Origin of the sequence: Thermomonospora curvata DSM 43183 (assembly GCF_000024385.1) — a bacterium.
GTDB classification, from domain to species: Bacteria; Actinomycetota; Actinomycetes; order Streptosporangiales; family Streptosporangiaceae; genus Thermomonospora; species Thermomonospora curvata.
The window spans coordinates 2,021,942-2,047,974 of sequence record NC_013510.1 but is presented as its reverse complement, the minus strand read 5'-3'; the positions used below and the strand labels follow the sequence as shown (position 1 = coordinate 2,047,974).

Sequence of the window (26,033 nt, the reverse complement as noted above, 5' to 3'; positions counted from 1 at the left end):
CATGGACCTGCGCATCGGAGACGCCGAACGCGACGCGGTGACCGAGGCGCTGCACGAGCACTTCGCCATGGGCCGCCTCACCCGCGCCGAACTCGACGAGCGCCTGGAGGCGACGCTGGCCGCCAAGACCGAGGGCGACCTGCGCGAGATCGTCAAGGATCTGCCCGGCCCCCATGGGCTTCCCGAGCCCGCCTGGCAGGGGCCGCGGGCCGGTCACCCGCACTGGGCGCATTGGCACGGCCATCGGCACCACCCGCATGGCCATCACGGCCGTCACCTGATGCACCACCGGCACCACCACGGCCCGGCGCCGCTGGTGCCGATCCTGCTGGTGCTCTTCCTGATCGGGGCGTTCACCGCCGGGCCGGCCGCGGGGATCGTGCTGGCGCTGAAAGCCGCGCTGGTGCTCTGGCTGGCGGCGGGCCTGTTCACCGCCGTCCGCCTGCACCGCCGGCTGCGCGCCATCCGGCGCTGAACCCTCAGGCCCCGGGACCTCGCCACGGCCGGTCCGGGGCCTGAGGGCCGCTCCGGCGCCGCACGCCGGGACCGCCTCAGGCCCGCCGGGCCGGCCGGTCCCGGCCGCGGCGCCGGGGAGCGCGCCCTTCCATACGCGGTCCCGGAAGGCCGGAACGGGAGCCCCGGCGGTCTCCGAACGCATGACACTGCAGGTCACGGCGCTCCTCCCGGCCCAGGTCCCGTCTTTGCCGGCGGAAACGGCATGCCGCCGAAGGTTCAGCGAGTGCTCTCTGTGAAGACATGGGCGACACAGCGGAGCACTGGTACGGTGCCGGTCATCGGAAGGTGGTACCGGAACGCCCCCCTTGTGCGATGCGCGCCGTCCGAAACGGGCGCAGTCCCATGGCACCAAGCCGGTGCCGATCACGGTCCTCCCCACCGCAGGCGGATCGCGGGCGGCCGCGGGGGCACCGGCCGGGACGTCCGTCTGAGGAGGTGACCGCGTGGCCGATCCGCTGGAACCGGGCGATCCGGAACGGCTGGGCGAGTACTGGCTGGCCGGACGGCTGGGGGCCGGCAGCCAGGGAGTGGTCTACGAGGGCTACGGCGAGGACGGGACCCGAGTCGCGATCAAGGTGTTCCACGCCCCCGACGGGGCCGCGGCCGACCTGGAGCGCATGGCGCGGGAGGTGGAGGCGGCGCAGCGGGTCTCCTCGTTCTGCACCGCCAAGATCCTGTCGGTGCAGATGACCGGGCCCCGCCCCTACATCGTCAGCGAGTACGTCGAAGGGCGCAGCCTGGGCCGGGTGGTCAAGGAGGGGCGCCGCTTCACCGGGGACGACCTGCACCGGCTGGCGATCGGGATCGCCACCGCGCTGACCGCCATCCACGAGGCCGGGGTGATCCACCGCGACCTCAAGCCCGACAACGTGCTGCTGGGCCCGGACGGGCCGCGCGTGATCGACTTCGGCATCGCCCGCACCCTGGAGATGTCGCTGACCCCGCTGGGCAACCCGGCGGGGACCCCGGTGTACATGGCGCCGGAGGTCTACCAGGGCAAGCGCGCCGGGGCCGCGGCCGACGTGTTCGCCTGGGGCGCGATCCTCTACTTCGCCGCCACCGGCGAGCACGCCTTCCGCGCCGACAGCCTGCCGGCCGTGATGCACCGGGTGCTGACCACCCAGCCGGACCTGGAGCCGCTGCCGGAGAAGCTGCGCCCGCTGGTCAAGGCCGCCCTCGACAAGGACCCGCTGGCCCGCCCCACCGCCCGCTCGCTGCTGTCGGCGCTGGTCGGCGGCCCCTCCGCCGACACCGGCGGGCTGATGGCCGCGGGCACCGCGCAGGCCGAGCAGCTGGCCCAGACCGGGCCGCAGGATCCGGCGCTGGGCCAGATCGCCGAGCAGATCTACCAGTCCCTATCCGCCGAGGACCGCGAGCTGGTCCCCGAGCTGTTCCTGCGGCTGGTGCTGGCCACCGAGGACGGCGACATCGCCTCCCGCCGCCTGCCCGCCGACGAATTGTTCGACCGGCCCCAGATGGAGCAGACGGCTGCCCTGCAGCGGATCGTGGCCGCCTTCGGCCCGGTGCTCACCCACACCGAGGACGGGCAGATCGCCCTGTCGCGGCCGGCCCTGCTGCGCGCCTGGCCGCGCCTGCGCGACTGGATCGACCAGGACCGCCAGGGGCTGGTCGGGCACGGCCACATCCGCCAGGCGGCCCGCACCTGGAACACCCACGGGCGGCGCCGCACGGACGTGCTGACCGGCACCCGGCTGCAGGACGCCCTGCTGTGGGCCGCCCACCACCAGCGTCCGGCGCTCAACCGGCTGGAGCGGGCCTTCCTGGACGCCAGCACCCAGGCCCAGACCCGCGCCGCCCGGCTGCGGCAGATCGCCACCGTCACGCTGGCCGTGCTGCTGGTGCTGGCGCTGGCCTCGACCGGCGTCGCGGTGCAGGCCAGGCAGAGCGCCGTCAGCGCCCAAAAGGAGACCGCCCGCGCCCAGCGCGACACCGCCCGCCAGCGCGACGTCGCCGTGGCCCGCCTGGTGGCCTCCGAGGCCGAGAACCTGCGCTCCAGCCAGCCGGGCCTGGCCAAACAGCTCAGCATCATCGCCTACCGGACCGACCCGGCCTCCGGCACCGCGGCGCTGTTCTCCTCCCTGGAGCTGCCGGGGGTGTTCAACGCCGGGGTCCCCGCCTGGGACATCTCGCTCAACGCCGACGCCACGCGGCTGGCCGTCTCCACGGGCAGCGACGTGGCGCTGTGGGACACCGGCAAGGGCCGCAGCCTGGCCCGGCTGAGCGCCGGCGGCTCCAGGGGCGTGGCGCTGAGCCCGGACGGGCGGCTGGTGGCCGCCGCCGTCACCGACGCCGGGCCGGGCCGGACGCCGGTGCGGCTGTGGGATGTGAGCAACCCCTCCGCGCCCCGGGAGCTCACCGTCCCCGCCAATCAGCCGGCCAAGGTCGCCTCGCTGGCCTTCAGCCCGGACGGCCGCATGCTCGCCCTCGGGCTGGGCAACGGCCGCGTGCGGCTGTGGGAGATCCCCGCCACCGGCGCCCCGCGCACGCTGCGCACGCTGACCGGGCACAAGGGCGCGGTGGACTCGGTGGCGTTCGCGCCGTCGGGGAAGCTGCTGGCCAGCGCCGGCCTGGACGGCACGGTGCGGCTGTGGGACCCCCTCGACCCCGAGCGCACCTCCGCGCTGGCGAAGGTCGCCGGCGGGGAGCCGAACGCTCGGCTGTCGCAGGAGAAGATCCTGCGCCGGGTCTCCTTCAGCCCGGACGGCAAGACGCTGGCCGGCCCGGGAGACTCCAAGGACATCGTGTTCCGCCTGTGGGACGTGCAGAACCCGGGCAAGCCGCGGCGCCTGGCCGCGGCGAAGAAGGAGGGGGCGGCCTTCAACTGCCCGGGGGAGCTGCTCTCGACCGCCTTCAGCCCGGACGGCAAGACGCTGGCCACCGTCTGCAACCGGGACACGCTGCTGTGGAACCTCCCCTCCCCCACGCAGCCGAGGCTGGTCAACCGGCTGGCCGGGATGGGCGACTCGGCGGGGCGGACCGGCCCGGCGCTGTTCGCCTCGCGCGGCCACCGGCTGCTGCACGCCACCTATGGGGGCGTCTACTTGTGGTATGTCGAGAACACCCTGCGGCTGAGCTCGGTGGCCACCTACGGCACGGTCCCGTCCGGTTTCCAGGTCACCACGCGCTTCAGCGGCGGTCCCCGGCGGCTGCTGGTGATCCAGGGCGCGAACTTCGGCCTGCTGGTGGACTTGACCGGCGAAGGGGGCATGCGCCGGCTGGCCGAGCTGCCGGGCAGCGGTCAAGTCGGCGCCCAGGGCGCCGACTTCAGCCCGGACGGCCGGATCCTGGCCGTCAGCGAGATGGCGGGCAAGGGCGGCGACGCCAGGCCCGTGGTGCGGTTGCGCGACACCGGCCGGCCCGGCGCCCCGGTGGTGGGCACCGTCACCGGCCTCAGCAACGGCGTCGAGGACGTCTCCTTCAGCCCGGACGGCCGGATCCTGGCCGTGGCCGACAACAACGACTTCCTGCCGGCCAGGACGGGTCCGGCGTCGGTGAGGCTGTTCGACGTGTCCACCCCCGCCGCTCCCCGGCAGCTGACGTCGATGCGCGGCGAGGTCTACGACGTCACCTTCGCGCCCAAGGGGAACCTGCTGGTCGCCACCACCGCCGACACGCTGCTGTCGTGGAACACCGCCGACCCGAGCCGCCCGGTGCAGCACCCGACCCTGCGGCTCACCCCGGATGCGGGCGACTCCGGCTTCGCCACCTCGGCTTTCCGTCCCGACGGCGGGCTGCTGGCGGTCAGCGACAGCCGGGACACCACCCGCCTGTGGCGGGTCCAGGGCGACCGGATCGTCGGGGAACCGGTGCTGATGCGCACGGTGGGCTCCGGCAAGGGCCTGGCCTTCAGCCCCGACGGCCGCACCCTGGCCTGGACCGCCGGGTCCGCCGCCTCCCCCTCCTTCACCGGCGAGACCTCCCCGCACATCGAGCTGTGGGACGTCAGCAACCCGGACGCCCCGGTTCACCGGGCCTCTTTCGCCTACGACTCGCGGGAGAGCGAGGACCTGTCCTACAGCTCCCAGGGGCCGACGCCGTTGCTGGTGTCCACCAGCGACACGGTCGATGTGTGGAACACCGATCCGGAGTTCATGACCCGCATCCTGTGCCACAGCGTCGGCGATGTGATCACCCCGGCCCAGTGGGCCAAGTACGTGCCCGGACTCCCCTATGACCCGCCGTGCGGCCGGTGATCTCGCTCCGTCCGGGGCCGGAGGGACCGCGCCCGGCCCCGGCGGATCCGTCCCGGGGCGGTGGACCGGGCGGCAGAAAAGGTGAGAATCTTTCACACATGTCTCTGCGCTCGCCGCACCCGGTGCCGAACGTGCCCCGGCCCGCCGAGAGCGGGCTGCGCGCCACCGTCGAGGAACTGGCCGCGATCGAACGCCCGCCCTGCTCGCCGGGGGAACGCCGGGCCGCCCATCTGATCGCGCGCCGGCTGCGGGCGCTGGGCTGCCGGGCCGAGGTGGAGGAGGAACCGGCGTTCTCCTCCTACGCCCGCCCCGTGGGCGCGCTGGCCGTGCTGGGCGCGCTGGCCGGCCTGGCCGGGGGGCGCTCCCCGGTGCTGGGGACGCTGGGCGGCGCGGTGGCCGCGGCCGGGCTGGCCGATGAGATCTCCTACGGGCGGCAGCTGGCGCGGCGGGTGGTGGACCGGCGGCGCACCGCCTGCAACGTGGTGGCCGAGCTGGGCGACGCCCGGGCCCCGCGGACGCTGGTGGTGATGGCCCACCACGACGCGGCGCCGTCCGGGCTGATCTTCGACCAGCGGCTGGAGCGCCGGCTGGCGCGCCGTTTCCCGCACGTGGTGGAGCGGATGACGGAGAACCCGCCGCTGTGGTGGGCGGCGATGGCCGGGCCGGTGCTGGCGGCGCTGGGCAGCGCCACCGGCTCGGCAAGGGTGCGGCGAACGGGCGCGGTCTTGAGCGCGCTGACCGCGGCGGCGATGGCCGACATCGCCTCCCGCCGGGCGGTGCCGGGCGCCAACGACAACCTCAGCGGGGTGGCGGTGCTCATCGCGCTGGCCGAGGCGCTGCGGGAGCGGCCCGTCGAAGGGCTGCGGGTGGTGCTGCTGTCGGCGGGTGCGGAGGAGGCGCTGCAGGAGGGCATCCGCGGCTTCGCCCGCCGCCACTTCCCCGAGCTGCCCCGCGAGAGCACCTGGTTCCTCAACCTGGACACGGTGGGGTCGGGCAGGCTGGTCATGCTCGATGCCGAGGGCCCGCTGCGCATGGAGCGCTACGACGCCGCCTTCGGCGACCTGGTCGCCCGCTGCGCCCGGGAGCTGGGCGTGACCCTGCTGCGCGGCCTGCGCTCGCGCAACAGCACCGACGGCGTGGTGCCCAACCGGTACGGCTACCCCACGGTCTGCCTGGTGTCGGTGGACGAGGACAAGCTGCTGCCGCACTACCACCTGCCCTCCGATCTGCCCGAGCACGTGGACTACCGCTGCGTGGCCGACGCCGCGCAGCTCGCCGAGGCGGTCGTGCGCGTCCTGGCCGAGGGCTGATCAGCGCAGCGCCGCGGCCTGGCGCGCCAGTTGCCGGATGCGGTCCCAGGCGCCGGCGCGCATCGCCTCCTCGGGGGCCAGCCAGCTGCCGCCGACGCAGCCGACGTTGGGCAGGGCCAGGTAGTCGGGGGCGGTCTGGGGGGTGATGCCGCCGGTCGGGCAGAAGCGGACCTGCGGCAGCGGCCCGGCCAGCGCCTTGAGATAGGCGGGGCCCCCCGCGGCCTGGGCGGGGAAGAACTTCATGGCGGTGATGCCGTGCTCCAGCAGGGCCATGGCCTCCGAGGCCGAGGAGACCCCGGCCAGGAACGGCAGGCCGGTGTCGGTCATCGCCCGCCGCAGCGTGTCGGTGCAGCCGGGGCTGACCAGGAAACGGGCGCCCGCGCCGGCCGCCTGGGCGGCCTGGGCGGCGGTGACGACGGTGCCGGCGCCGACCACGGCCTCGGGGACCTCGGCGGCGATCCGCTTGATGGCCTCCAGCGCGGCGGGGGTGCGCAAGGTGACCTCGACGGCGGGCAGGCCCCCGGCCACCAGGGCGCGCGCCAGCGGCACCGCGTGATCGGCGTCCCGCAGCACCACCACGGGGATGACCGGGCACACATTCAGCAGGTCTTCGGCGTTCACACCGGCTCCAGGGAGGCCAGACGGGCGGCGGCCCCCGCCAGCGCGGGGGTCGGGGCGACGATGAGGGCGGTGGGGATGGCCCGCAGATAGCGTTCCATGGGCGGCTTGGACTCGAACCGGCGGCGGAAATCGCTGCGGCGCAGCACGTCCCAGATGCGCGGCAGGATGCCGCCGCCGAGGTAGACGCCGCCGCGGGCGCCGAAGGTCAGCGCCACGTTCCCGGCGAAGGAGCCCAGCAGGGCGCAGAAGGTCTCCAGCGTCTCCTGGCACAGCGGGTCGCTGCGGCGGGCGCAGATCTGGGCGGCCGACAGCGGCTGGACCGGCACCGCGTGCATCCGGGCGATCAGCTCATACAGCCGGGTCATCCCCTCCCCCGACAGCAGCCGCTCGGCCTCGGCGGTGCCGTGCTCCTCCCGCAGCATCGCCGCCAGTTCCAGCTCGCGGGGGGTGGTGGCGGGCAGGTCGACATGGCCGCCCTCGCTGGGGATCGCCACCAGCCGCTCCCCGGCCCGCACCAGGGCGGCCACCCCCAGCCCGGTGCCCGGCCCGAGCACCGCCGCGGGGGTCTGGCCGCCGGGCGCCCGCTCGCCCAGCACGCGCAGGTCGCCGGGCTGCAGGGTGGGCAGCGCCAGCGCCAGCGCCTCGAAGTCGTTGATCAGTTCCACATGGTCCAGCCCCAGATCGGCGCGGACCTCCTCGGCGCTGCCGGACCAGTGGGCGTTGGTCAGCTGGAAGCGGCCGTCGTCGGTGACCGGCCCGGCGACGGCCACGCAGGCGGCGCCGGGCCGCACGTCCCCGGCGTGCCGGGCCAGGTAGGTGGCGGTGGCCTCGGCCAGCCCGGCGTGGTCGCGCAGCGCCAGCACCTGCACCCGGCTGGGCGGCGCGCCGGGCGCCTGGATGAGCCCGAAGCGGGCGTTGGTGCCGCCGATGTCGGCCACCAGCCAGGGCCGCTCCGCCGAAGGCGCCATCGCCGTCATGAGGTGAACACCGCCGCTCCGCGCTCGGCCGGGCCCACCGCCCGGCGGAAGGCCGCAAACAGCTCACGGCCCGTTCCGACCTGCTCTCCGGGGGCCGCGGCGGGCTCCCGGGCGGCCAGCTCTTCCTCCGGCACCAGCACCTGCAGTACTCCTTCGTCCGCATCGAGCCGGATGAGGTCGCCGTCGCGCACCCGGGCCAGCGGCCCGCCGGCGGCGGCCTCCGGGGACAGATGGATGGCGGCCAGGACGCTCCCGGACGCCCCCGACATGCGCCCGTCGGTGACCAGCGCGACCTTGTGGCCGCGGTCCTGCAGCACCGACAGCGGCGGGGTGAGCTTGTGCAGCTCGGGCATTCCGTTGGCGCGCGGCCCCTGGTGGCGGACCACCACGACCACATCGCCGTCCAGCTCGCCGGCCCGGAAGGCCTCCTGCAGCTCCTGCTGGGAGGCGAAGACCCGGGCCGGGGCCTGCACCGCGCGGTGGGCGGGGTCCACCGCCGAGACCTTCACCACGGCGCGGCCGAGGTTGCCGCTGACCGTGCGCAGCCCGCCGTGGGTGTCGAACGGGTCGGCCACCGGCCGCAGCACCGAGGTGTCGGCCGAGTCGCGCGGCGCCGGCCGCCAGACCAGCTCGCCCTCCTCCCCCAGCTCGGGCGTCACCCGGTAGTCGTCCAGCGTCTTGCCGCCGACGGTGCGGGCGTCGGCGTGCAGCAGCCCGGCCTCCAGCAGCTCGCCGATGAGGAAGCCGGTGCCGCCGGCGGCGTGGAAGTGATTCACATCGGCGCCGCCGTTGGGGTACAGGCGGGTCAGCAGCGGGGTGACCGCCGACAGCTCATCGAAGTCGTCCCAGGTCAGCTCGATGCCCGCGGCGGCGGCCATGGCCACCAGGTGCAGGGTGTGGTTGGTGGAGCCGCCGGTGGCCAGCAGCGCCACCACCCCGTTGACGAAGGCCCGCTCATCCAGCAGCTCGCCGACGGGGGTGTAGGAGCCGCCGAGCGCGGTCAGCTCGGTGATGCGGCGGCCGGCTTCGAGGGTGAGGGCCTCGCGCAGCGCGGTGCCCGGCGGGACGAAGCTGGCGCCGGGCAGGTGCAGGCCCATCACCTCCATCAGCAGCTGGTTGGAGTTGGCGGTGCCGTAGAAGGTGCAGGTGCCCGGCGAGTGGTAGGAGGCGGCCTCGGCCTCCAGCAGCTCCTCCCGCGTCGCCTTGCCCTCGGCGAACAGCTTGCGGACCTTGGCTTTTTGCGCGTTGGGCAGCCCGGAGGCCATGGGGCCGGCGGGCACCAGGATCGCCGGCAGGTGCCCGAACGCCAGCGCGCCGATCACCAGGCCGGGGACGATCTTGTCGCACACCCCCAGCAGCAGCACGCCGTCGAACATGTCGTGGGCCAGCGCGACGGCGGTGGCCATGGCGACCACGTCCCGGCTGAACAGCGACAGCTCCATGCCGGCGCGCCCCTGGGTGACGCCGTCGCACATGGCGGGCACCCCGCCGGCGACCTGGGCGGTGCCGCCGGCCTGCCCGATCGCCCGTTTGAGCAGGTCGGGGTAGTCCTTCAGCGGCTGGTGCGCCGAGAGCATGTCGTTGTAGGCGGTGACGATCGCGATGTTGGGCGCATCGGCGCCGCGCAGGGCGAGTTTGTCGGCCGGGGCGCAGGCGGCGAAGCCGTGCGCCAGGTTGGCGCAGCCCAACGCGGTGCGCGCGGGTCTGACCCGCCCGTCGCGTTCGTTGCCGCGCCCGGCGTCGGCGATCCGCGCCAGGTAGTCGGCGCGGCGTGCGGCGCTGCGCCCGGCGATGCGCTCGGTCACCCGTGCGACCACGGGGTGGAGGGTTGGCGGCATTGAGAGGGCTCCATAGGTAAGGCGTCGGACCGCAAACTACCGACCCTTTGGAAACTTACACAAGCGTGCTTATGAAGGTTTTGTTACAAAAGATTGCGAACATGTGTAACTCGACACGCCGAACCTGGCGTGATTCACTGTCCCAGTGCCCAAACAGCCTTCGACCAGCGGAGACTTGCTCCGCCTGATCCGTGAGGGCGTCTGCACCCGCGCCGAGCTCGGCCGGCTGACCGGGCTGTCCCGGCCGGCGGTCGCGCTCCGCGTCTCCGAACTGATCGCCCGCGGCCTGGTCATCGAGCGCCCCGGCGGGCCGTCCTCCGGAGGGCGCCCGCCGGCCCGGCTGGAGTTCAACGCCGCCGGCGGCGCCGTGCTGGTGGCCAACCTCGGCCAGCGCCGCGGCCAGGTCGCCGTGTGCGACCTGGCCGGGCGGATCCTGGTGCAGTCCGACCCCGACCTGCCGGCGCACCCGGATCCGCAGGCGCTGCCGCAGTGGCTGACCGAGCACTGGGACGAGCTGCTCGGCAAGGCCGGGCTGACCCGTGCGGCGGTGCGCGGCGTGGGAGTGGGCAGTCCCGGCGCCGCCGGGATCGCCGGCGGCACGGCGCCCGTCCCGCTGCGCCGGCTGGTCCCGCCGGCCCCGGCGCCGCGGCCGGACGGCATCGACCTGCGCCCCGCGCTGGCCGAGCGTTTCCCCGTGCCCGCCTACTTCGACAACGACGTGAACGTGGCGGCGCTGGGCGAGTACCAGGCCCGCTACCGGGGCCAGATCGATGACCTGCTGTTCGTGAAACTGTCCACCGGCATCGGCGCGGGACTGATCGCCGGGGGCCGCATCCAGCGCGGCGCGCTGGGTGCCGCCGGGGAGATCGGGCACATTCCCGTCCGCGACGGCGAGGGCGTCCCCTGCCGTTGCGGCAACTTCGACTGCGTGGAGGCGGTCGCCGGCGGCGCGGCGCTGACGGCCGCCACCGGCGCCGCCGACCTGGCCGAGCTGGCGCTGCGGGTGCGCGGCGGCGACCCGGCGGCGGTGGCGCCGGTGCGGCGGGCCGGCCGGCGGATCGGCGAGGTGATCGCCGCGGCGGTCAACCTGCTCAACCCGGCCGTGGTGGTGCTGGGCGGCGATCTGGTCGAGACCGGCGAGCCGCTGATCGCCGGGGTGCGGGAGGCGGTGTACCAGCGGGCCACCGCCCTGGCCACCCGTCAGCTGCGGATCGAGCCCAGCACGCTGGGCGATGCGGCGGGCCTGACCGGCTGCGCGGCCATGGTGCTGGACCACATCCTCTCCCCCGCCGCCATCGACGAGTGCCTGGCCGCCGCCCGCTGAAACGATGCGGCGGACCCACCGCTCCCGGCGGGCCCGCCGGGAGCGTTCCAGTGGGCGATCAGGCGGAGAGGAGCAGGCCCAGCTGCCGGGACTGGGCCACCAGGTTGCCGGCCGAGTCCCATATCTCCATGTCCTCTTCGTGGAAGCCGTCCATCACGTACCGGGTGCTCACCCGGCAGGCCAGCCAGCCGGGGACGGGGCGGCGCCGCACGTGGACGGTCAGCTCCACGGTCAGCGAGGCCTCCCCGATGTCCAAGACGGCCGGGGCCATGGCGTCGACGAAGAACGGCAGCGACAGCGCGTCGGGCTCGCGGCCGTCCCGGAAACGCATCCAAAACTCCCACTGCGGCTTCCCGCCCGGTTCGCCGCGCATCCAGCCCGGCGGTTCCGCCAGGCGGTACTCGACCCGGCCGGCCAGGCTCAGCCCCGGCATCGACAGGCCGCCCAGGGCGTCGGAGAGGGTCTCCGGGTCGGGCAGCCGCGGCGCCCGGCCGAGCACCAGCGTCCGGCCCCGCGCCTTGTCGAGGTCGCCGAAGGAGGCCACCACCCGGAGCATCTCCTTGCCGTCCTGCCATAGGCTCGCCATCCCGGTGGCCAGCCGCCGCCCGGTCTTGACCGTCTCGGTGGTGATCCGGGCCTTGCCCACCCCGGCCGGACGCAGGTAGTGGGCGGACACCGCGATCGGGTCGGGCAGCGGCAGGCGGTGCCGCAGCGCCTGCAGGCACACCGCCAGCGTGTAACCCCCGTTGGGGGTTCCATTGGGGGTGTGCCAGCGGTCGGTGATGTCGGCCAGGTAGGCGTCCTCGCCGTCCGGCTCCACCCGGGTGTCCAGGTCGAATTCATATGTCATGCGGTAAATCTGCCGGACCGCGCTGAGCTGGGACGATGCCCCGGAGGGTAATGCTGATCACATCGGGCGCCCGGCGGCGGGCGCCTTCCCCGCCTCCGGACGCCCCGACCATCTGCGGAAGCGGCCGTCGTCACAGGCATGCCCGTCGCCGGCGGCGTCAAGGAAAACCGCACCCCGCCGGCATGTCATCGCGGCGGCCTCATCGGCCACCGTGGAGGAAGACCGACGAGCGGGCACGCGTGCCCACGTCCATCTACACGCAAAGGAATTCGATGACGCAACACATCGTCGACGTCTCCGGCACGGCCCCGCCCGTCCCCGCGCGGGCCGCCCGGTGGTGGCGGGACGCGGTGATCTACCAGGTGTACGTGCGCAGCTTCGCCGACTCCGACGGCGACGGGATCGGCGACCTGCCCGGCATCCGCAGCAGGCTGCCGTACCTGGCCGAGCTGGGCGTGGACGCCCTGTGGGTCACCCCCTTCTACCCCTCGCCGATGGCCGACTTCGGCTACGACGTGGCCGACTACCGGGACGTGGACCCGCTGTTCGGGACGCTGGCAGACGCCCGCGCCCTGATCGAGGAGACGCACCGGCTCGGCCTGCGCATCATCGTCGACCTGGTCCCCAACCACACCTCCGACCGGCACCCCTGGTTCACCGAGGCGCTGGCCTCCCCGCCCGGCAGCCCGGCCCGCGACCGCTACATCTTCCGGGACGGCCGCGGCCCGGACGGCTCGCAGCCGCCCAACGACTGGGAGTCGGTCTTCGGCGGATCGGCCTGGACCCGGGTGCCCGACGGGCAGTGGTACCTGCACCTGTTCGCCGTCGAGCAGCCCGACCTGAACTGGGACAACCCCGAGGTCCGCGCCGAGTTCGCAGACGTGCTGCGGTTCTGGCTGGAGCTGGGCGTCGACGGGTTCCGCATCGACGTGGCGCACGGCATGGTCAAGGCCCCCGGCCTGCCCGATGTGGGCTGGAGCGGGCAGGTCACCATGCTGGGCGACAACGTGCTGCCCTACTTCGACCAGGACGGGGTGCACGAGATCCACCGGTCCTGGCGGCGGCTGCTGGACTCCTACCCCGGGGAGCGGATCGGGGTGGCCGAGGCGTGGGCGCCCACCCCCGAGCGGCTGGCCGCCTACGTGCGCCCGGACGAGCTGCACCAGGCGTTCAACTTCCACTACCTGACCGCCGGCTGGGACGCCGACGCCAAACGCGAGGTGATCACCGAGTCGCTGCGCACCGCCGCCCTGGTCGGCGCCCCCACCACCTGGGTGCTGTCCAACCACGACGTCAAACGGCATGTCACCCGTTACGGCGGCGGCGAGCCGGGGTTGCGGCGGGCCCGCGCGGCGGCGCTGCTGACACTGGCGCTGCCCGGCTCGGCCTATATCTACCAGGGCGAGGAGCTGGGGCTGGCCGAGGTGGAGGACCTGCCGGAGGAGTACCTGAAGGACCCCCAGCGCGCCCGCGACCCCGACGCCGGCCGGGACGGCTGCCGGGTGCCGCTCCCCTGGTCGGGGGAGGAGCCGCCGTTCGGGTTCGGGCCGGGCGCCACCAGCTGGCTGCCCATGCCCGCGCACTGGCGGGAGCTGACCGTCGAGCGGCAGGCGTCCGACCCGGAGTCGATGCTGTCGCTGTACCGGCGGGCGCTGGCGATCCGGCGCGAGCACCCGGCGCTGGGCGACGGGACGCTGCGCTGGCTGCCCGCCCCACCGGAGACGCTGATGTTCTCCCGCGACTGCGCGCAGCGGTCGCTGGTGTGCGCGATCAACATGGGAGAACACGCGGTCCAGGTGCCCGCCCCGGGTCCGGTGCTGCTGTCCAGTGGTCCCGTCCAGACGGACGGAGATTGCCTCTCCCTTCCCCCCGATACCGCCGTGTGGTGGGACGGCGCGGGAACCGCCGGTTCAGGGGAAGAGTGACTTCACGGCCCTCTTGTGTCTGGCCGGCATCACCGCCCACGCCGGGGTCAGTGAGGCGGCCGTCGGCCGGGTGCCGGCCGGCAAGCCGGGGTGGCCCCGGCGGACCGTGCTCACCGCCCCGGCCGAGCCGTCGGCGGTGGCCGACGCCCGAACGCCGGCCGAAGCCCCCGCATCCGGCCGGCGGGGCGAAACGAGCCGCCGCCTCACGGGACGCCGGTGCCCGAAGACGTTCGGGGCGCGACCCGCGCCCCGAAAACCCCGGGTGACCGGCTCACTTGAGGGGTGGCACGGCCCGCCGGGCCAGGCCCAGGGCGTACTCGGGCCACCACTGGCCCGCGGGCGGGTCGACGATGCCGTACTCGGGGTCCTGCGGTCCGGCGGTGCCGCGGGTGCACTGGCCGTCGGACTCGCCGGGCCGTTTGACCCACAGGAAGGCGTCCACCAGGCGGTGGCCGGTGCGGGTGGTGGGGCGGACGCCCAGGCCGCGGCCGGGCGGGTTGCACCACTCCTGGGGGTCGGGGTACGCGCCCTCCGGCGCCGTCCACGGCCCCCGGCCGTTGCGGCTGGTGTCCAGGACGAAGGGGGTCAGGTCGCGCCGGCCGTCGGGCACGGCGGCCAGGTCGGCGTCGGTGCACTCGCGCGCGCCGGTGCTGCGGCGCAGCCACAGGCACTTGGAGACCCGGACGCCGTAGTCGATCAGCTCGGCGTCGGCCCGGTAGTTGGAGACGTTCAGCACGAACCCGTCGGCCTTGGCGACGCCGCCGCGCAGCAGGCGGCTGACGATGCCGAGCTGGGCGCGCGGCTCGCCGTAGCCGGCGTCGTAGTCGTTGAGCGGCTGCCAGGCCGAGTGGCCGGCGTCCACGTACACGCCGGTGTTGGGGAGCTTGGCGAAGGTGGTGATGGCGTGGTCGATCTCCCGGAAGCGCTGCTCGACCAGCGACATGTCCTCCGGCCGGCCGGTGGAGCCGCCGCCGCCTTCGTTGCACCACGGCTCGCTGGACAGCAGGGCCAGCCCGTCGGGTTCGACGATCACCACGGCCCGGCCGCCGCCGATGCCGCGGGCGAAGGCGTTGATCCACTCCCGGTAGGCCCGCTCGCTGGGGGCGCCGCCGGCCGAGTACTGCGAGCAGTCCCGTCCCGGCACGTAGTAGGCCACCAGCACGGGGACGGCGCCTTGGCGGCGGGCCTGGCGCATGGTCTCGCGGACCCGCCGCTGCACCTGCTGGGGAGTTCCCTCGGTGAACCAGACCGCCTGGGAGATCTTCGACAGCGCCCGCATGAGGGCGGCGTCGTGGAAGCGTCCCTGCGCGGCCCACACCCGGGCCTGCCGTCCGGCGTTGGTGTCGGGTTCGACGAAGAAGCGGACCTTCGCCGCCCTCGGGCCCTGCAGGGGGTTGCCGGCGGCATGCGCCTGGGCGGGCGGCGCCGCTGCGGCGGTGAGGGCCGCCGCGGTCGCGAGCGCGGCGCAGCGGGCCGACCAGGCGCGCAGCCGGGCGCGCACGGGGGCCGGGGCGCCGCGAGGGGGTGCCATGCTCACGCGGTGCTCCCTTCGAAGGGGTGGGTGGGAGCGCTCCCACTTCAGGAACCATCCCCGCGCCCCCAGCACTTGTCAAGACCTTGGGTCTGGACATTCTCCAAACCGGAAGATGTACTTGTGGTCTACATCACAAAATCAGCGTCGGGGGTCGCCGGGGAACACCAAGAGCCGGTCGTCAGAGGGGACGCCGCATGGCCGCAGTCGTGCTGGATTCGGTCAGCAAGGTCTATCCCGGAGGACAGCGCGCCGTGGCGGACCTGTCGCTGGAGATCGCCGATGGCGAGTTCCTCGTGCTGCTCGGCCCCTCCGGCTGCGGCAAGTCCACCACCTTGCGCCTGGTCGCGGGCCTGGAGGAGATCACCAGCGGCGGGCTGTGGCTGAACGGCCGGCTGGCCAACGAGCTGACCCCGCGCGAGCGCAACGTGGCCATGGTGTTCCAGAACGGGGCCCTGTACCCGCACCGCACGGTGCGCGACAACATCGCCTTCCCGCTGCAGGTCGCCAAGGCCGACCCGGCCGAGTCCGGCCGGCGGGTGGTGGACCTGGCCCGCGCGCTGGGCATCGAGCAGACCCTCGACCGGCTGCCGGCCACCTTGTCGGGCGGCCAGCGGCAGCGGGCGGCCATGGGCCGGGCCATCGTCCGCGAACCGGCGGTCTTCCTGATGGACGAGCCCCTGTCGGATCTGGACGCGGCGCTGCGCACCGAGCTGCGCGCCGAGATCGGCGGGCTGGTGCGCAGCCTGGGCGTGACCACCTTGTACGTCACCCACGACCAGGTGGAGGCGCTGACGCTGGCGGACCGGATCGCGGTGCTGCGCGAGGGCGCCCTGGAGGACGTGGGCACCCCCTCCCAGGTCTATGAGAACCCCGCGACCGCGTTCGTCGCCGCGTTCCTGGGCGTTCCCCAGATCAACCTGCTGGCCGCCGTCCCGGAGGCGGTGCCCGGCGAGGGCGTCGCGCTGCGCATGGGCGCCCAGCGCCTGGTGCTGCCCTGGGGCGATCCGCGCGCCGAGCACGTGGCCCGCCACCAGGCCTCCCAGGTCATCGTGGGCATCCGCGCCGATGCGCTGCGCCCCACCGGCGACCCGCACCTGGGGGCGGTGCTGTCGGGCACCGTCCGGTCGCTGGAGTACCACGGGCACGAGTGGCTGGCCCGCGTCGACGCCGACGTCACGGTGGTGGACGCGGCCGCGCTGGGGGCGCCCGCCCGTCCCCGGCCCCTCGTCCCGCCGCGCCCGGCGGGTCCGGTGGAGCGGGCGCTGTCGCTGCTGCGCGGGCGGCGGCGGGCGCCCCTTCCCGAGCCGCCGGCGCATGTGGGCGCGCACCGCCGGTCCGATGTGCTGGTGCGGCTGCACACGCGGGACGGCTGCGACCAGGGCTCACCGGTGCACCTGGCCGTGGACCTGGACCGGGTGCTGGTGTTCGACGGGCACGGCCGCCGGGTGGATCCGGTGACCCGCTGACCTGCACTGATTTCCGGCCATCGGATATGGTTCGCCGAACTTTGTCCGAGTCGTCCAGATAACGGTTGTGTTTCAACACATTGACAGTGAGCCAGGTCACCGTCTTTCCTTCGTGGGAGCGCTCCCACACATTGCGCCGGGCGGCCCCCGCCCGCGCCCCGTTCCACGACACAGCGAAGACCTGAGAGGGGTCCGCAATGGGTTCTCCGAGACGACGCGGACTGACCGCCATCGCGGCGGTGCTGGCCGGCGTCCTGGCGGCCACCGCCGCCTGCGGCGGCGGCGATGACGGTGACGGCGGCTCCGGCGGCACCATCACGCTCACCGTCGACACCTTCGGCGAGTTCGGCTACGAGGAGCTGTTCAAGCAGTACGAGGCGTCCCACCCCAACATCAAGATCAACTCGCGCAAGGTGGCGGACCTGGACACCTACAAGCCGCGCCTGCAGCAGTGGATCGGCACCGGCAAGGGCGCCGGCGACGTGGTCGCCCTGGAGGAGGGCCTGCTGCCCACCTACATGCAGCAGCGCGACAAGTTCCTCAACCTCTTCGACTACGGCGGCGCCGAGCTGGAGCAGAACTTCCTGCCCTGGAAGTGGCAGATGGGACTGAGCCCCGACGGCAAGCAGCTCATGGCGCTGGGCACCGACATCGGCCCGCTCGGCATGTGCTACCGCAAGGACCTGTTCGAGAAGGCCGGGCTGCCCACCGACCGCGACGAGGTCACCAAGCTGTGGCCGACCTGGGAGGAGTTCTTCAAGGTCGGCCAGGACTTCCAGCGCAAGGTCTCCGGCACCAAGTTCCTCGACGGCCCGCAGGCGCTGCTGCGCGTCACCGTGCTGCAGGAGGCCGGCAAGGGCCCGGGCTACAGCTACTTCGACAAGAGCGACAACTTCGTCTTCGACACCAACCCGGCGGTCAAGAACGCCTTCGACACCGTGCTGAAGTTCCAGGAGGCCGGGCTGACCGCCAACATGCAGATCTTCACCCCGCCGTGGCAGACCGCGCTCAAGCGGGACACCTTCGCCACCGTGCCGTGCCCGGCCTGGATGCTGGGCGGCCTGGAGGAGTTCTCCGGTGACTACGGCAAGGGCAAGTGGGACGTGGCCGGGGTGCCCGGCGGCGGCGGTTACTGGGGCGGCTCCTGGCTGGCGGTGCCCAAGCAGACCAAGCACCCCAAGGAGGCCGCCGAGCTGGCCAAGTTCCTGACCAGCCCGGAGGGCCAGCTGGCCGCCTTCAAGGACAAGAACACCTTCCCGTCCTCGCCCAAGCTCTACAGCGACCCGGCCGTCACCGAGGCCAAGAGCGAGTACTTCAACAACGCCCCGATCGGCAAGATCTTCAGTGAGGCCGCCTCCCAGGTGCGGCCGGTCTACCTCGGCCCCAAGAACGAGGACGTCCGGCAGAACGTGGAGAACGTCCTGGTGGCCGTCGCCGAAGGCAAGATCAAGCCCGATGAGGCCTGGAGCAAGGCGGTGGAGGAGGCCCGCAAGGCCGCCCGGTAAGGGCGCCCTCCGGTCCGCGCGGCCCTCGACCAGGCCGGCCGCGCGGACCCGCCTGCTGTCCCGACCGCTCCCCCGCCCGGTCCCCACGAAGGGCCGGGCCGGGGAGCCGGGGCGGCGCCGGGCCGGCCCCCATCCCCGGGCCCGGCGCCGTCCCCCGCCACACCCTCGAAAGGACGACCCATGGGTCTGGACGTGCGCCCGAAGCCCACCCGGCGCCGGGCGAAGGCCGAAACCAAGCCCTCGACGGATCCGCCGCCGCGGCGCGGCCTGCGCGCCCGGCTGTCGCGGCTGGACATCAAGGTCTCGCCCTACCTGCTCATCTCCCCCTTCTATGTGGTGTTCGCCGTCTTCGGCGTCTTCCCGCTGCTGTTCACGCTGTGGATGTCGCTGCGGGACCGGGAACTGGCCAGCGGCAAGGACGAGTACGTCGGGCTGCGCAACTACGCCGATCTGCTGGGCGATGCGGACTTTCTGAACGCGGTGGTCAACACCGTCGCCATGTTCTTCATCGCCACCGTGCCGCAGCTGCTGCTGGCGCTGCTGCTGGCCAACGCGCTCAACCGGCGGCTGCGGGCCAGCACGCTGTTCCGGGTGGGGGCGCTGGCCCCGCTCATCACCTCCACGGTCGCGGTCGCGGTGGTCTTCACCCAGCTGTTCGACACCGACTACGGGCTGGTCAACTGGCTGCTGGGGCTGGTGGGCATCGACCCGATCGCCTGGCAGTCGGACCGCTGGTGGTCGTGGGTGGCCATCTCCGCCATGGTCGACTGGCGGTGGACCGGCTACAACGCGCTGATCTACCTGGCGGCCATGCAGGCCATCCCCCGCGACCTGTATGAGGCCGCGGCCATCGACGGGGCCTCCCGGCGCCAGCAGTTCTGGCAGATCACCGTGCCGATGCTGCGGCCGACGATCCTGTTCACGGTGATCGTGTCCACCATCGGCGGGCTGCAGCTGTTCACCGAGCCGGTGCTGTTCGACAACGGGCGCATGGACGGCGGCTCCACCCACCAGTTCCAGACGGTGGCCATGTACATGTACGACTCGGCCTTCTACAGCGACGACTACGGCTACGGCGCCGCCGTGGCCTGGATGATCTTCCTGCTGATCATCGCCTTCTCGTTGCTGAACTTCATGTTCATCCGGCGCATGGGAGGCGTGAAATGACCCTGGTGGCAGGCCCGGACCTGGGCGGACGGCCGGGGGGCGCCACGCGGCGCGGCGGGCGGCTGCGCGGGCTGTGGGAGGCCAGCCCGCTGACCTACATCACGCTGATCGTGGCGCTGGTGCTGTCGGTCTTCCCGATCTACTGGATGATCATCGTGGCCACCCGGGGCAACGACATCGTCGGCGACGTGCCGCCGCCGATGCTGCCGGGCGGCGAGCTGGGCGACAACCTGCGGGACGTGTTCGCCGCCCAGGAGGCCAACTTCGCCAAGGGCCTGATCAACTCGGCCATCGTGGCCTCCTCGGTGACGTTCTCCACCGTCCTGTTCGCCTCCATGGCCGGCTTCGCCTTCGCCAAGCTGCGCTTTCGCGGCAAGAACGCGCTGCTGCTGACGGTGATCGCCACCATGATGATCCCGGTGCAGATGGGGATCATCCCCCTTTACATCATGATGGGCTGGTTCGGCTGGCAGGGGGAGATCCAGGCGGTCATCCTGCCGTTCCTGGTCACCGGGTTCGGCGTGTTCATGATGCGCCAGTACGCCCAGCAGGCGGTGCCCGACGAGCTGATCGAGGCCGCCCGGGTGGACGGCTGCTCCACCTTCCGCATCTACTGGAGCGTGGTGCTGCCGGCGCTGCGCCCGGCGGCCGGGGTGCTGGCGCTGCTGACGTTCATGCAGACCTGGAACGAGTTCATGTGGCCGCTGGCGGTGCTCAGCCCCGACAACCCCACCGTGCAGCTGTCGATCCGGCAGCTCAACGCCGCCTACTTCCAGGACTACACCCTGATCTTCACCGGGACCGCGGTGGCCACCGTCCCCCTGCTCATCGTTTTCGTCATCTTCAGCCGCCAGATCATCAGCGGAATCATGGAAGGCGCGGTCAAGGCGTGACAGCTTTCAGTGCAGACCAGCAGACCCACCAGCAGGCCGCCGACCATACGGCAGAGCCGTTCCCGCAGGACTTCCGGTGGGGCGTGGCGACCTCCGCCTACCAGATCGAAGGCGCCACCGCCGAGGACGGCCGCGGCCGCTCCATCTGGGACACCTTCTGCGACACCCCCGGCGCGGTGCTCGGCGGGGACACCGCGGCCGAGGCCGTCGACCACTACCACCGCTACCGCGAGGACGTGGCGCTGATGGCGGAGCTGGGCGTCAACGCCTACCGGTTCTCGCTGTCGTGGCCGCGCATCCAGCCCACCGGGACCGGCCCGGCCGAACAGCGCGGGCTGGACTTCTACCGGCGGCTGGTCGATGCGCTGCTGGAGGCCGGGATCGAACCGTGGGTCACCCTCTACCACTGGGACCTGCCCCAGGCCCTGGAGGACCGGGGCGGCTGGCCCGAGCGCGACACCGCGCTGCGGTTCGCCGAGTTCGCCGCGCTGGCGCACCAGGCGCTCGGCGACCGGGTGAAGAACTGGCTGACGATCAACGAGCCGTGGTGCGCGGCCTATCTGGGGTACGCCTCCGGCGAGCACGCCCCTGGCCGCCGGGAGCCCGCCGCCGCCCTGGAGGCCGCGCACCACCTGCTGCTCGGGCACGGCCTGGCCCTGGAGGCGATGCGGGGACAGCGCGGCGACACCCGCATCGGCCCGGCGGTCAACCTGTATGCGGTCTCCCCGGCCGGCGACGCCCCCGAGGACATCGACGCCGCACGCCGCATCGACGGCCTGCAGAACCGCTTCTTCCTGGACGCGCTGCTGCTGGGCCGCTACCCGGAGGACCTGCTGGCCGACCTGGCGCCCTTCGACTTCGAACGCTGCGTGCACGACGGCGACCTGAAGACCATCGCCGGGCGCAACGACCTGCTGGGGATCAACTACTACACCCGGCACACGGTGTCGGGCCGTCCCGGCGAGGCGTCCCAGGCGGCCTCCTCCCCGTTCTCGTCGGTGTCGCCGTGGGTGGGCTCAGAGCACGTGCGCTTCCTGGGCCGGGGCCGGCCGGTGACCGGCATGGGCTGGGAGATCGACCCCGAAGGGCTGCGCGAGGTGCTCGACCAGGTGCACCGCGGCTACCCGCCGGTGCCGATCTACATCACCGAGAACGGCGCCGGCTATGAGGACGCGCCCGGGCCGGATGGCACGGTACAAGACACCGAGCGGATCGCCTACCTGGAGGCCCACCTGCGGGTCTGCCGGCAGGCCATCGCCGACGGGATTCCGCTGAAGGGTTACTTCACCTGGTCCCTGATGGACAATTTCGAATGGGCGTGGGGGTACTCTCGGCGCTTCGGGCTGGTCTACGTCGACTACGCCACGCAACGCCGCCTGCCCAAGGCGAGCGCCGCCTGGTACTCCCGGGTGATCCGGCGCGGCGGACTGCCGGATCGGCACTGACCGTCGTCACATGGTGAAGGGGCCGAAAGACGGTGATGGGTCGATGGGAGTGAGGCGCCCCTCGGCGAAGGGGCGCCCCACCCTGGAGGAAGTGGCCGCGCTGGCCGGGGTCGGCCGCGGCACGGTGTCCCGGGTCATCAACGGCTCGCCCAAGGTCAGCCCGCAGGCCCGGCAGGCGGTGCTGGCCGCGATCGAGCAGCTGGGGTACGTGCCCAACCGGGCCGCCCGGACGCTGGTGACCCGGCGCACCGACACCGTGGCGCTGGTGCTGTCGGAAGGCGAGCAGCGATTGTTCGAAGAGCCGTACTTCGCCGACATCATCCGCGGCATCAGCTCCGCGCTGAACGAGACCGGCCTGCAGCTGATGTTCACCCTGGCGCAGACGCCCCGCGACCACCAGCGGCTGGAGCAGTACCTGACCGGCCACCACGTGGACGGGGTCATGCTGATCTCGCTGCACGGGGAGGACCCGCTGCCGGGCAAGCTGGAACGCCACGGCGTCCCCACGGTGCTGGGCGGCCGCCCGGTGGGCACCGGCGCCGGCCGGATCAGCTATGTGGACGCCGACAACGAGGGCGGGGCCCGCCGGGCGGTGGAGTACCTGGTCGGGCGGGGCCGCCGGCGGATCGCCACCATCGCCGGCCCCCAGGACATGGGGGTGGGCATCGACCGGCTCAACGGGTACCGGGCCGCGCTGGGCGGGCTGCCGGAGCTGGTCGCCGTCGCCGACTTCAGCGAGGCCGCCGGCCGGACGGCCATGCGCGAGCTGCTGGAACGCGACCCGCAGCTGGATGCGGTGTTCGTGGCCTCCGACAACATGGCGATCGGGGCGCTGCGCACGCTGCGGGAGGCCGGGCGGCGGGTTCCCGACGACGTGGCGGTGATCGGGTTCGAGGACTCGGTGGTGGCCCGGCGCGCCGACCCGCCGCTGACCTCCGTGCACCAGCCCACCGAGCGGATGGGCCGGGAGATGGTGCGGCTGCTGGTCGCCCAGATCAAAGGCGAGCGGCCCGAGCCCGCCGCCGTGGTCGTGGACACTCACCTGGTGGTCCGCGACTCGGCGTGAGCCCGGGCCGCCCGGGCCGCCGGGGCCGCCGTCAGCAGCGGCGGCCCCGGTTGATGCAGTTGACCGCAAAGCGCATCAGCCTGGCGGGCATCACGTTGGCGAAGTCGGCGTGGTCGGTGATCGGGGCGTGCAGCTGTTCGGGGAAGCTGTCGAGCGCGAACACCTTGCCGCGCCGGATCTGGGCGCGCCGCACGTTGCCGAAGTTGTAAGTCAACGTGATCCGCAGCTGGGGCACCGCCCGCGTGCCGGCCGGGCAGGCGCCCGAGGCGTCGGGGAAGACGATGTGGGTGCGGTGATTGGCGCTGTCGGTGTTGCGCCCGTCCCAGCAGCTGGGGAAGTCCAAGATCCGCACCAGGCGGCTGCCGCGCGGGCACAAGGGGTATTTGTCGGTCACGATCCGGTCGGTGAAACCGGTGCAGGTCCACTGGGCCCGGGCGTTGGCGGTGCCGTTGGTGGCGGCCTTGGCGTCCCCGGTGATGACGCGCAAGAACCTTGGCATCGCGGTGACCTTGCTGCGCGGGTTGCCGCGGAACTGCAGCGACACCGAAGAGGGCACCACGATCCGGCCGATGTTGCCATCGGCGGCGCTCTGGTCGTTCTGGTTGCGGTCGGCGTCGCTGCGCAGCCGCATCACCGGCCAAAAGTAGGTGGACTTGTCGCCGCGGGCGCAGGTGGTGCCGGCGGCCGCCAGGCTCTCATTGGTGGAGAACCCGTCGGTGGACAGGTTGCCCACATAGTCGTGGGTGTGGTGGGCGCCGTTGACCACCCCGGGCGCGACGATGAAATTGTCGGAGTTGTAGTGGCCGTTGCGGTTGCGTCCGCACCGGGAGGTGAACGTGCCGCGCGAGCCGCCGCGCCTGAAGCGCACCTTGCGGACGTTGCGCGGCACCTTGCGGATGTCGACGAAATCGGACTCCACCGGCCGCAGTTCGGGCCCGCCGGGTCCGGTCTGCGGAGGTGAGGTGCTCGCCTGCGGCGCGGGGGCGGTGGCCTGCGGGGAGGCGGTGCCGGCAAGGGTGCACTCGGCCAGGGCCTCCAGGCCGGCCGGGCGCTGGGCCACCCGGCCGATGGCGATGGCGATCCGCTCGATGGCGGCGGTCCGCTTGGCCTTCAGCGGGCCCAGGATGGCGTTCTGCACGAAGTTCGGGCCGCCCTGACCCTGCGAGGAGGCCAGCCGGGCGTTGGCCTCCCGGATCTGCTTGTCGAGCTGGGCGAGGTTCTGCTCGACCTCGGCCCGCGCCCGCGCGGGGATCTCCGGGAGCCGGTCCGCCACGGAGGGACAGACGATGGTCGGCGCGGCGGCGGCCGCCGCGCTTCCCGGTGGCACCGCCAGGGCCGCCACGAGCAGGCCGGTGCCCGCCACAACGCCGGCGCGCCGGATCCGGTGCATCCGCCGGGGATCTCGCATGCGATGCTCCTCTGTGGTTTTCCGCGGTCGTGAGGAACACCCGGCTCTCTCCCGCAGTACGCGGCGCCGGCGCGGCGGGGTTCAACGGCGCCGCGGAACCGGCCCGGTTTATCTGTCGCTCAGCAGAAGTTCAACGCCGTCTTAAGAGGACCTCCCCGGCCCTTTCCCCGGTCTTACCGTGGGCCGTGGTTGTGACAGGGAGCGCGGCCGGTCCGTGCGGGATACACCCGGCTCTCACTCTTGCCGTACGGACCGGCCCGCCCTCCCGTTCAACCCCGCCCCGGTCCGGACGCCGGCAACCGGTGCGACTTGCCGGACATGCACCGCGTGGCCTGTTACGCTCACGCCAGCAGGTGTAGATCGGTGGCGAAGGCGGTGGCGGTATTGCCGCAGCGAGGCGGAGAGCGCTCGTCTTGACCCCACAGGGTTCCCGGGACGAGACCGCCCGAGTGGAGTTCCATCACTTCTTCCAGCAGCACCACCGTGAGCTCGCCCGGCTGGCCTACCTGCTGCTCGGCGACCCGGACGCCGCCGACGACCTGGCCGCCGACGCGCTGGTGGCCGCCTGGCGCAGATGGGATCAGGTCCGTGACGCCGACCATCCGCTGGCCTATGTGCGACGGATCGTGGTGAACATGTGCAACAGCCGGCTGCGCGACCTGATCCGCGAGCGCGGCAGGCTGTCGGCGCTGGGCTCGGTCTCCTTCGACCGCGGCACCGAGGGGCCGGACGTCCCGGCGGTGCTGGACGTGCGGGACGCGCTGCGGCGGCTGCCCGCCCGCAAACGCGCCTGCCTGGTACTGCGGTACGCCTTCGACCTGTCGGAGCAGGAGACCGCGCGGGTGCTGGGGGTGTCGGTCGGCACGGTCAAAAGCCAGACCTCCAAGGCGGCGGCGGAGCTGGAGCGGCTGCTGCGGCGGGGGTCGGGGTCGGCGGCCAATGTCCTGTCCGGTTACCGTGCCGGTGTCATGCGAGCCCAGGACCGGCCCGGGAGGGGGGCGTGATGCTCGGGCGGCGTGAGCGGCGCACCGAGGAGTCCCTGGCCCGGCTGCGCCGGCGGCTGCGCGCCGAGGCGGAGCGGCACCAGCCCGACACCGAGCGCATCTGGGCCAAGGTGCAGGCCGCCATGGAACAGCCCGCCGACCCGGCCGCAGCGGAGCCGAGGACCGCCGATCCCCACCGGCGTCCCCTCCGGCCGCGCGGCCGCACCGCCCTGCGGGTGGCGGCCGCGGCGCTGTCCACGATCGCGGTGGTGGGGGCCGTCTCGCTGGCGGTCCTGGTGTTCCCCGGCCGAAGCGGCGGCCCGGCGGTGACGACCGGTGATCACCACAGCGGCGATTCCGCCGCTCCCACGCGCCCGCCGGCGTCGCCGAAGCCCGCCCCGGCCTCCCCCGCCCTGCCGCGGACCGGGGAAACGATGGGCGGTGCGGTCTCCGCCGTCCCGGCCTCCCCGCGCCGGCCCTCCCGCACCCCCGGCAAAAGGCAAGGCGGCGCACCGGTGACCGTGTCCGCCGCCCCCGCCCGCGGCAGCGGCCGGCACTGGGCGCGCAACGAACTGCGGCTGACGGTGCACCGCCCGCTCAGCGCCCTGGCCGTCACCATCCGCATCACCCGAGGTCGCCACACCTTCCCGGGGGACGCTTGGACCTCGCTGCCGGGCTCGGACGTGCACAAGGACATCGACTTCACCCGCGAGGCCCTGGTGTACCGCTTCGTCCTGCGGCCGGGACGGACGGTGGCGCCGGGCGGCTACCTCATCGCGGCCGACTACCGGCCCGGCGGCCGCCACGCCCCGGGCGGGGACGCCTTCACGGTGCAGGCCACGGCGGCGGGCGGCGGCCCGGCCGTCACCATCGACGGGCGTTTCTGACTTCTTCAGGATTTTTTCGGATCGGCGGCAACCTTTCGCGGCCCGGGAGCGACCAGAGGGCATGGGGTGAAAGCCGCACCGGGCAGACTCCGCCACCTTCCCGG

The 26,033-nt window shown here is 73.3% G+C and carries 19 protein-coding genes; 13 read left to right on the top strand and 6 right to left on the bottom strand.

Features of this window, described 5'->3' with window-relative positions:
• The first annotated feature begins 1 nt into the window (after position 1).
• The 3 genes from TCUR_RS28315 (at position 2) to TCUR_RS08625 (ending at position 6,040) form a co-directional block, all read left to right on the top strand.
• Positions 2-475, top strand: a complete 474-nt coding sequence (locus tag TCUR_RS28315; RefSeq protein WP_012852105.1) for a DUF1707 SHOCT-like domain-containing protein — start codon at positions 2-4, stop codon at positions 473-475.
• Positions 476-959: 484 nt separating this feature from the next.
• Positions 960-4,730: a WD40 repeat domain-containing serine/threonine protein kinase gene (locus TCUR_RS08630; RefSeq protein ID WP_012852104.1), complete on the top strand. Its 3,771-nt coding sequence runs from the start codon at positions 960-962 to the stop codon at positions 4,728-4,730.
• A gap of 98 nt (positions 4,731-4,828) precedes the next feature.
• Positions 4,829-6,040 carry a M28 family metallopeptidase gene (locus tag TCUR_RS08625; RefSeq protein WP_012852103.1) on the top strand — a complete coding sequence of 404 codons (1,212 nt, stop codon included), beginning with the start codon at positions 4,829-4,831 and terminating at the stop codon, positions 6,038-6,040.
• Here the strand turns inward: TCUR_RS08625 and eda are convergent, their stop codons facing one another.
• From eda to edd, 3 genes are read right to left on the bottom strand one after another with little or no spacing between them, the layout of a single operon-like run.
• A complete protein-coding gene (gene eda, locus TCUR_RS08620; protein ID WP_012852102.1) occupies positions 6,041-6,661 on the bottom strand; it encodes a bifunctional 4-hydroxy-2-oxoglutarate aldolase/2-dehydro-3-deoxy-phosphogluconate aldolase in 621 nt (206 codons plus the stop codon). It abuts the gene before it with no gap.
• Positions 6,658-7,638: a glucokinase gene (gene glk, locus TCUR_RS08615; RefSeq protein ID WP_012852101.1), complete on the bottom strand. Its 981-nt coding sequence runs from the start codon at positions 7,636-7,638 to the stop codon at positions 6,658-6,660. The genes eda and glk overlap by 4 nt, the downstream gene beginning before the upstream one ends.
• Positions 7,635-9,476: a phosphogluconate dehydratase gene (gene edd / locus TCUR_RS08610; RefSeq protein WP_012852100.1), complete on the bottom strand. Its 1,842-nt coding sequence runs from the start codon at positions 9,474-9,476 to the stop codon at positions 7,635-7,637. The genes glk and edd overlap by 4 nt, the downstream gene beginning before the upstream one ends.
• Positions 9,477-9,651: 175 nt before the next feature.
• Between edd and TCUR_RS08605 the strand changes: the two genes are divergently transcribed.
• Complete coding sequence (locus tag TCUR_RS08605) at positions 9,652-10,800, top strand: ROK family transcriptional regulator (protein WP_245537013.1); 1,149 nt, start codon at positions 9,652-9,654, stop codon at positions 10,798-10,800.
• Positions 10,801-10,858: 58 nt separating this feature from the next.
• On the opposite strand, the gene TCUR_RS08600 is transcribed toward TCUR_RS08605, so the two are convergent.
• Complete coding sequence (locus TCUR_RS08600; protein ID WP_012852098.1) at positions 10,859-11,650, bottom strand: thioesterase family protein; 792 nt, start codon at positions 11,648-11,650, stop codon at positions 10,859-10,861.
• A gap of 272 nt (positions 11,651-11,922) precedes the next feature.
• Between TCUR_RS08600 and TCUR_RS08595 the strand changes: the two genes are divergently transcribed.
• On the top strand, positions 11,923-13,575 hold the full coding sequence (locus TCUR_RS08595) for a glycoside hydrolase family 13 protein (RefSeq protein WP_012852097.1): 1,653 nt from the start codon (positions 11,923-11,925) through the stop codon (positions 13,573-13,575).
• Positions 13,576-13,846: 271 nt separating this feature from the next.
• On the opposite strand, the gene TCUR_RS08590 is transcribed toward TCUR_RS08595, so the two are convergent.
• Complete coding sequence (locus TCUR_RS08590; protein ID WP_012852096.1) at positions 13,847-15,106, bottom strand: glycoside hydrolase family 6 protein; 1,260 nt, start codon at positions 15,104-15,106, stop codon at positions 13,847-13,849.
• Between the two features lie 197 nt (positions 15,107-15,303).
• Between TCUR_RS08590 and TCUR_RS08585 the strand changes: the two genes are divergently transcribed.
• The 6 genes from TCUR_RS08585 to TCUR_RS08560 all read left to right on the top strand — a co-directional run bounded on the left by TCUR_RS08585 (position 15,304) and on the right by TCUR_RS08560 (position 22,651).
• Positions 15,304-16,575, top strand: coding sequence for an ABC transporter ATP-binding protein (locus TCUR_RS08585; protein ID WP_012852095.1), 1,272 nt, complete (start codon positions 15,304-15,306; stop codon positions 16,573-16,575).
• A 197-nt stretch (positions 16,576-16,772) separates the two neighbouring features.
• Positions 16,773-18,080 carry an ABC transporter substrate-binding protein gene (locus TCUR_RS08580; protein ID WP_012852094.1) on the top strand — a complete coding sequence of 436 codons (1,308 nt, stop codon included), beginning with the start codon at positions 16,773-16,775 and terminating at the stop codon, positions 18,078-18,080.
• 180 nt (positions 18,081-18,260) lie between these two features.
• Entirely contained in the window at positions 18,261-19,247 is a 987-nt protein-coding gene (locus TCUR_RS08575; RefSeq protein ID WP_012852093.1) for a carbohydrate ABC transporter permease, read from the top strand.
• Positions 19,244-20,140, top strand: a complete 897-nt coding sequence (locus TCUR_RS08570) for a carbohydrate ABC transporter permease (protein WP_012852092.1) — start codon at positions 19,244-19,246, stop codon at positions 20,138-20,140. Before TCUR_RS08575 ends, TCUR_RS08570 begins: the two co-directional genes overlap by 4 nt.
• Positions 20,137-21,585, top strand: a complete 1,449-nt coding sequence (locus TCUR_RS08565; protein WP_012852091.1) for a GH1 family beta-glucosidase — start codon at positions 20,137-20,139, stop codon at positions 21,583-21,585. Before TCUR_RS08570 ends, TCUR_RS08565 begins: the two co-directional genes overlap by 4 nt.
• Before the next feature lie 43 nt (positions 21,586-21,628).
• Positions 21,629-22,651 (top strand): LacI family DNA-binding transcriptional regulator, encoded by a 1,023-nt coding sequence (locus tag TCUR_RS08560; RefSeq protein WP_012852090.1) that lies wholly within the window; start codon positions 21,629-21,631, stop codon positions 22,649-22,651.
• A 31-nt stretch (positions 22,652-22,682) separates the two neighbouring features.
• Here the strand turns inward: TCUR_RS08560 and TCUR_RS27870 are convergent, their stop codons facing one another.
• Positions 22,683-24,059: a DUF1996 domain-containing protein gene (locus tag TCUR_RS27870; RefSeq protein ID WP_012852089.1), complete on the bottom strand. Its 1,377-nt coding sequence runs from the start codon at positions 24,057-24,059 to the stop codon at positions 22,683-22,685.
• 413 nt (positions 24,060-24,472) lie between these two features.
• Between TCUR_RS27870 and TCUR_RS08550 the strand changes: the two genes are divergently transcribed.
• Both TCUR_RS08550 and TCUR_RS08545 read left to right on the top strand, forming a co-directional pair.
• Positions 24,473-25,063 (top strand): SigE family RNA polymerase sigma factor, encoded by a 591-nt coding sequence (locus TCUR_RS08550; RefSeq protein ID WP_012852088.1) that lies wholly within the window; start codon positions 24,473-24,475, stop codon positions 25,061-25,063.
• On the top strand, positions 25,063-25,929 hold the full coding sequence (locus tag TCUR_RS08545) for a hypothetical protein (RefSeq protein WP_012852087.1): 867 nt from the start codon (positions 25,063-25,065) through the stop codon (positions 25,927-25,929). The genes TCUR_RS08550 and TCUR_RS08545 overlap by 1 nt, the downstream gene beginning before the upstream one ends.
• Positions 25,930-26,033 lie beyond the last annotated feature (104 nt).

Excerpts from the sequence above, each read along its gene's own strand:
- TCUR_RS28315 (WP_012852105.1), top strand. The coding sequence starts at position 2 with ATGGACCTGCGCATCGGAGACGCCGAACGCGACGCGGTGACCGAGGCG.
- TCUR_RS08625 (WP_012852103.1), top strand. The coding sequence starts at position 4,829 with ATGTCTCTGCGCTCGCCGCACCCGGTGCCGAACGTGCCCCGGCCCGCC.
- glk (WP_012852101.1), bottom strand. The coding sequence starts at position 7,638 with ATGACGGCGATGGCGCCTTCGGCGGAGCGGCCCTGGCTGGTGGCCGAC.
- edd (WP_012852100.1), bottom strand. The coding sequence starts at position 9,476 with ATGCCGCCAACCCTCCACCCCGTGGTCGCACGGGTGACCGAGCGCATC.
- TCUR_RS08600 (WP_012852098.1), bottom strand. The coding sequence starts at position 11,650 with ATGACATATGAATTCGACCTGGACACCCGGGTGGAGCCGGACGGCGAG.
- TCUR_RS08595 (WP_012852097.1), top strand. The coding sequence starts at position 11,923 with ATGACGCAACACATCGTCGACGTCTCCGGCACGGCCCCGCCCGTCCCC.
- TCUR_RS08590 (WP_012852096.1), bottom strand. The coding sequence starts at position 15,106 with ATGGCACCCCCTCGCGGCGCCCCGGCCCCCGTGCGCGCCCGGCTGCGC.
- TCUR_RS08585 (WP_012852095.1), top strand. The coding sequence starts at position 15,304 with ATGGCCGCAGTCGTGCTGGATTCGGTCAGCAAGGTCTATCCCGGAGGA.
- TCUR_RS08580 (WP_012852094.1), top strand. The coding sequence starts at position 16,773 with ATGGGTTCTCCGAGACGACGCGGACTGACCGCCATCGCGGCGGTGCTG.
- TCUR_RS08575 (WP_012852093.1), top strand. The coding sequence starts at position 18,261 with ATGGGTCTGGACGTGCGCCCGAAGCCCACCCGGCGCCGGGCGAAGGCC.
- TCUR_RS08570 (WP_012852092.1), top strand. The coding sequence starts at position 19,244 with ATGACCCTGGTGGCAGGCCCGGACCTGGGCGGACGGCCGGGGGGCGCC.
- TCUR_RS08560 (WP_012852090.1), top strand. The coding sequence starts at position 21,629 with ATGGGAGTGAGGCGCCCCTCGGCGAAGGGGCGCCCCACCCTGGAGGAA.
- TCUR_RS27870 (WP_012852089.1), bottom strand. The coding sequence starts at position 24,059 with ATGCGAGATCCCCGGCGGATGCACCGGATCCGGCGCGCCGGCGTTGTG.
- TCUR_RS08545 (WP_012852087.1), top strand. The coding sequence starts at position 25,063 with ATGCTCGGGCGGCGTGAGCGGCGCACCGAGGAGTCCCTGGCCCGGCTG.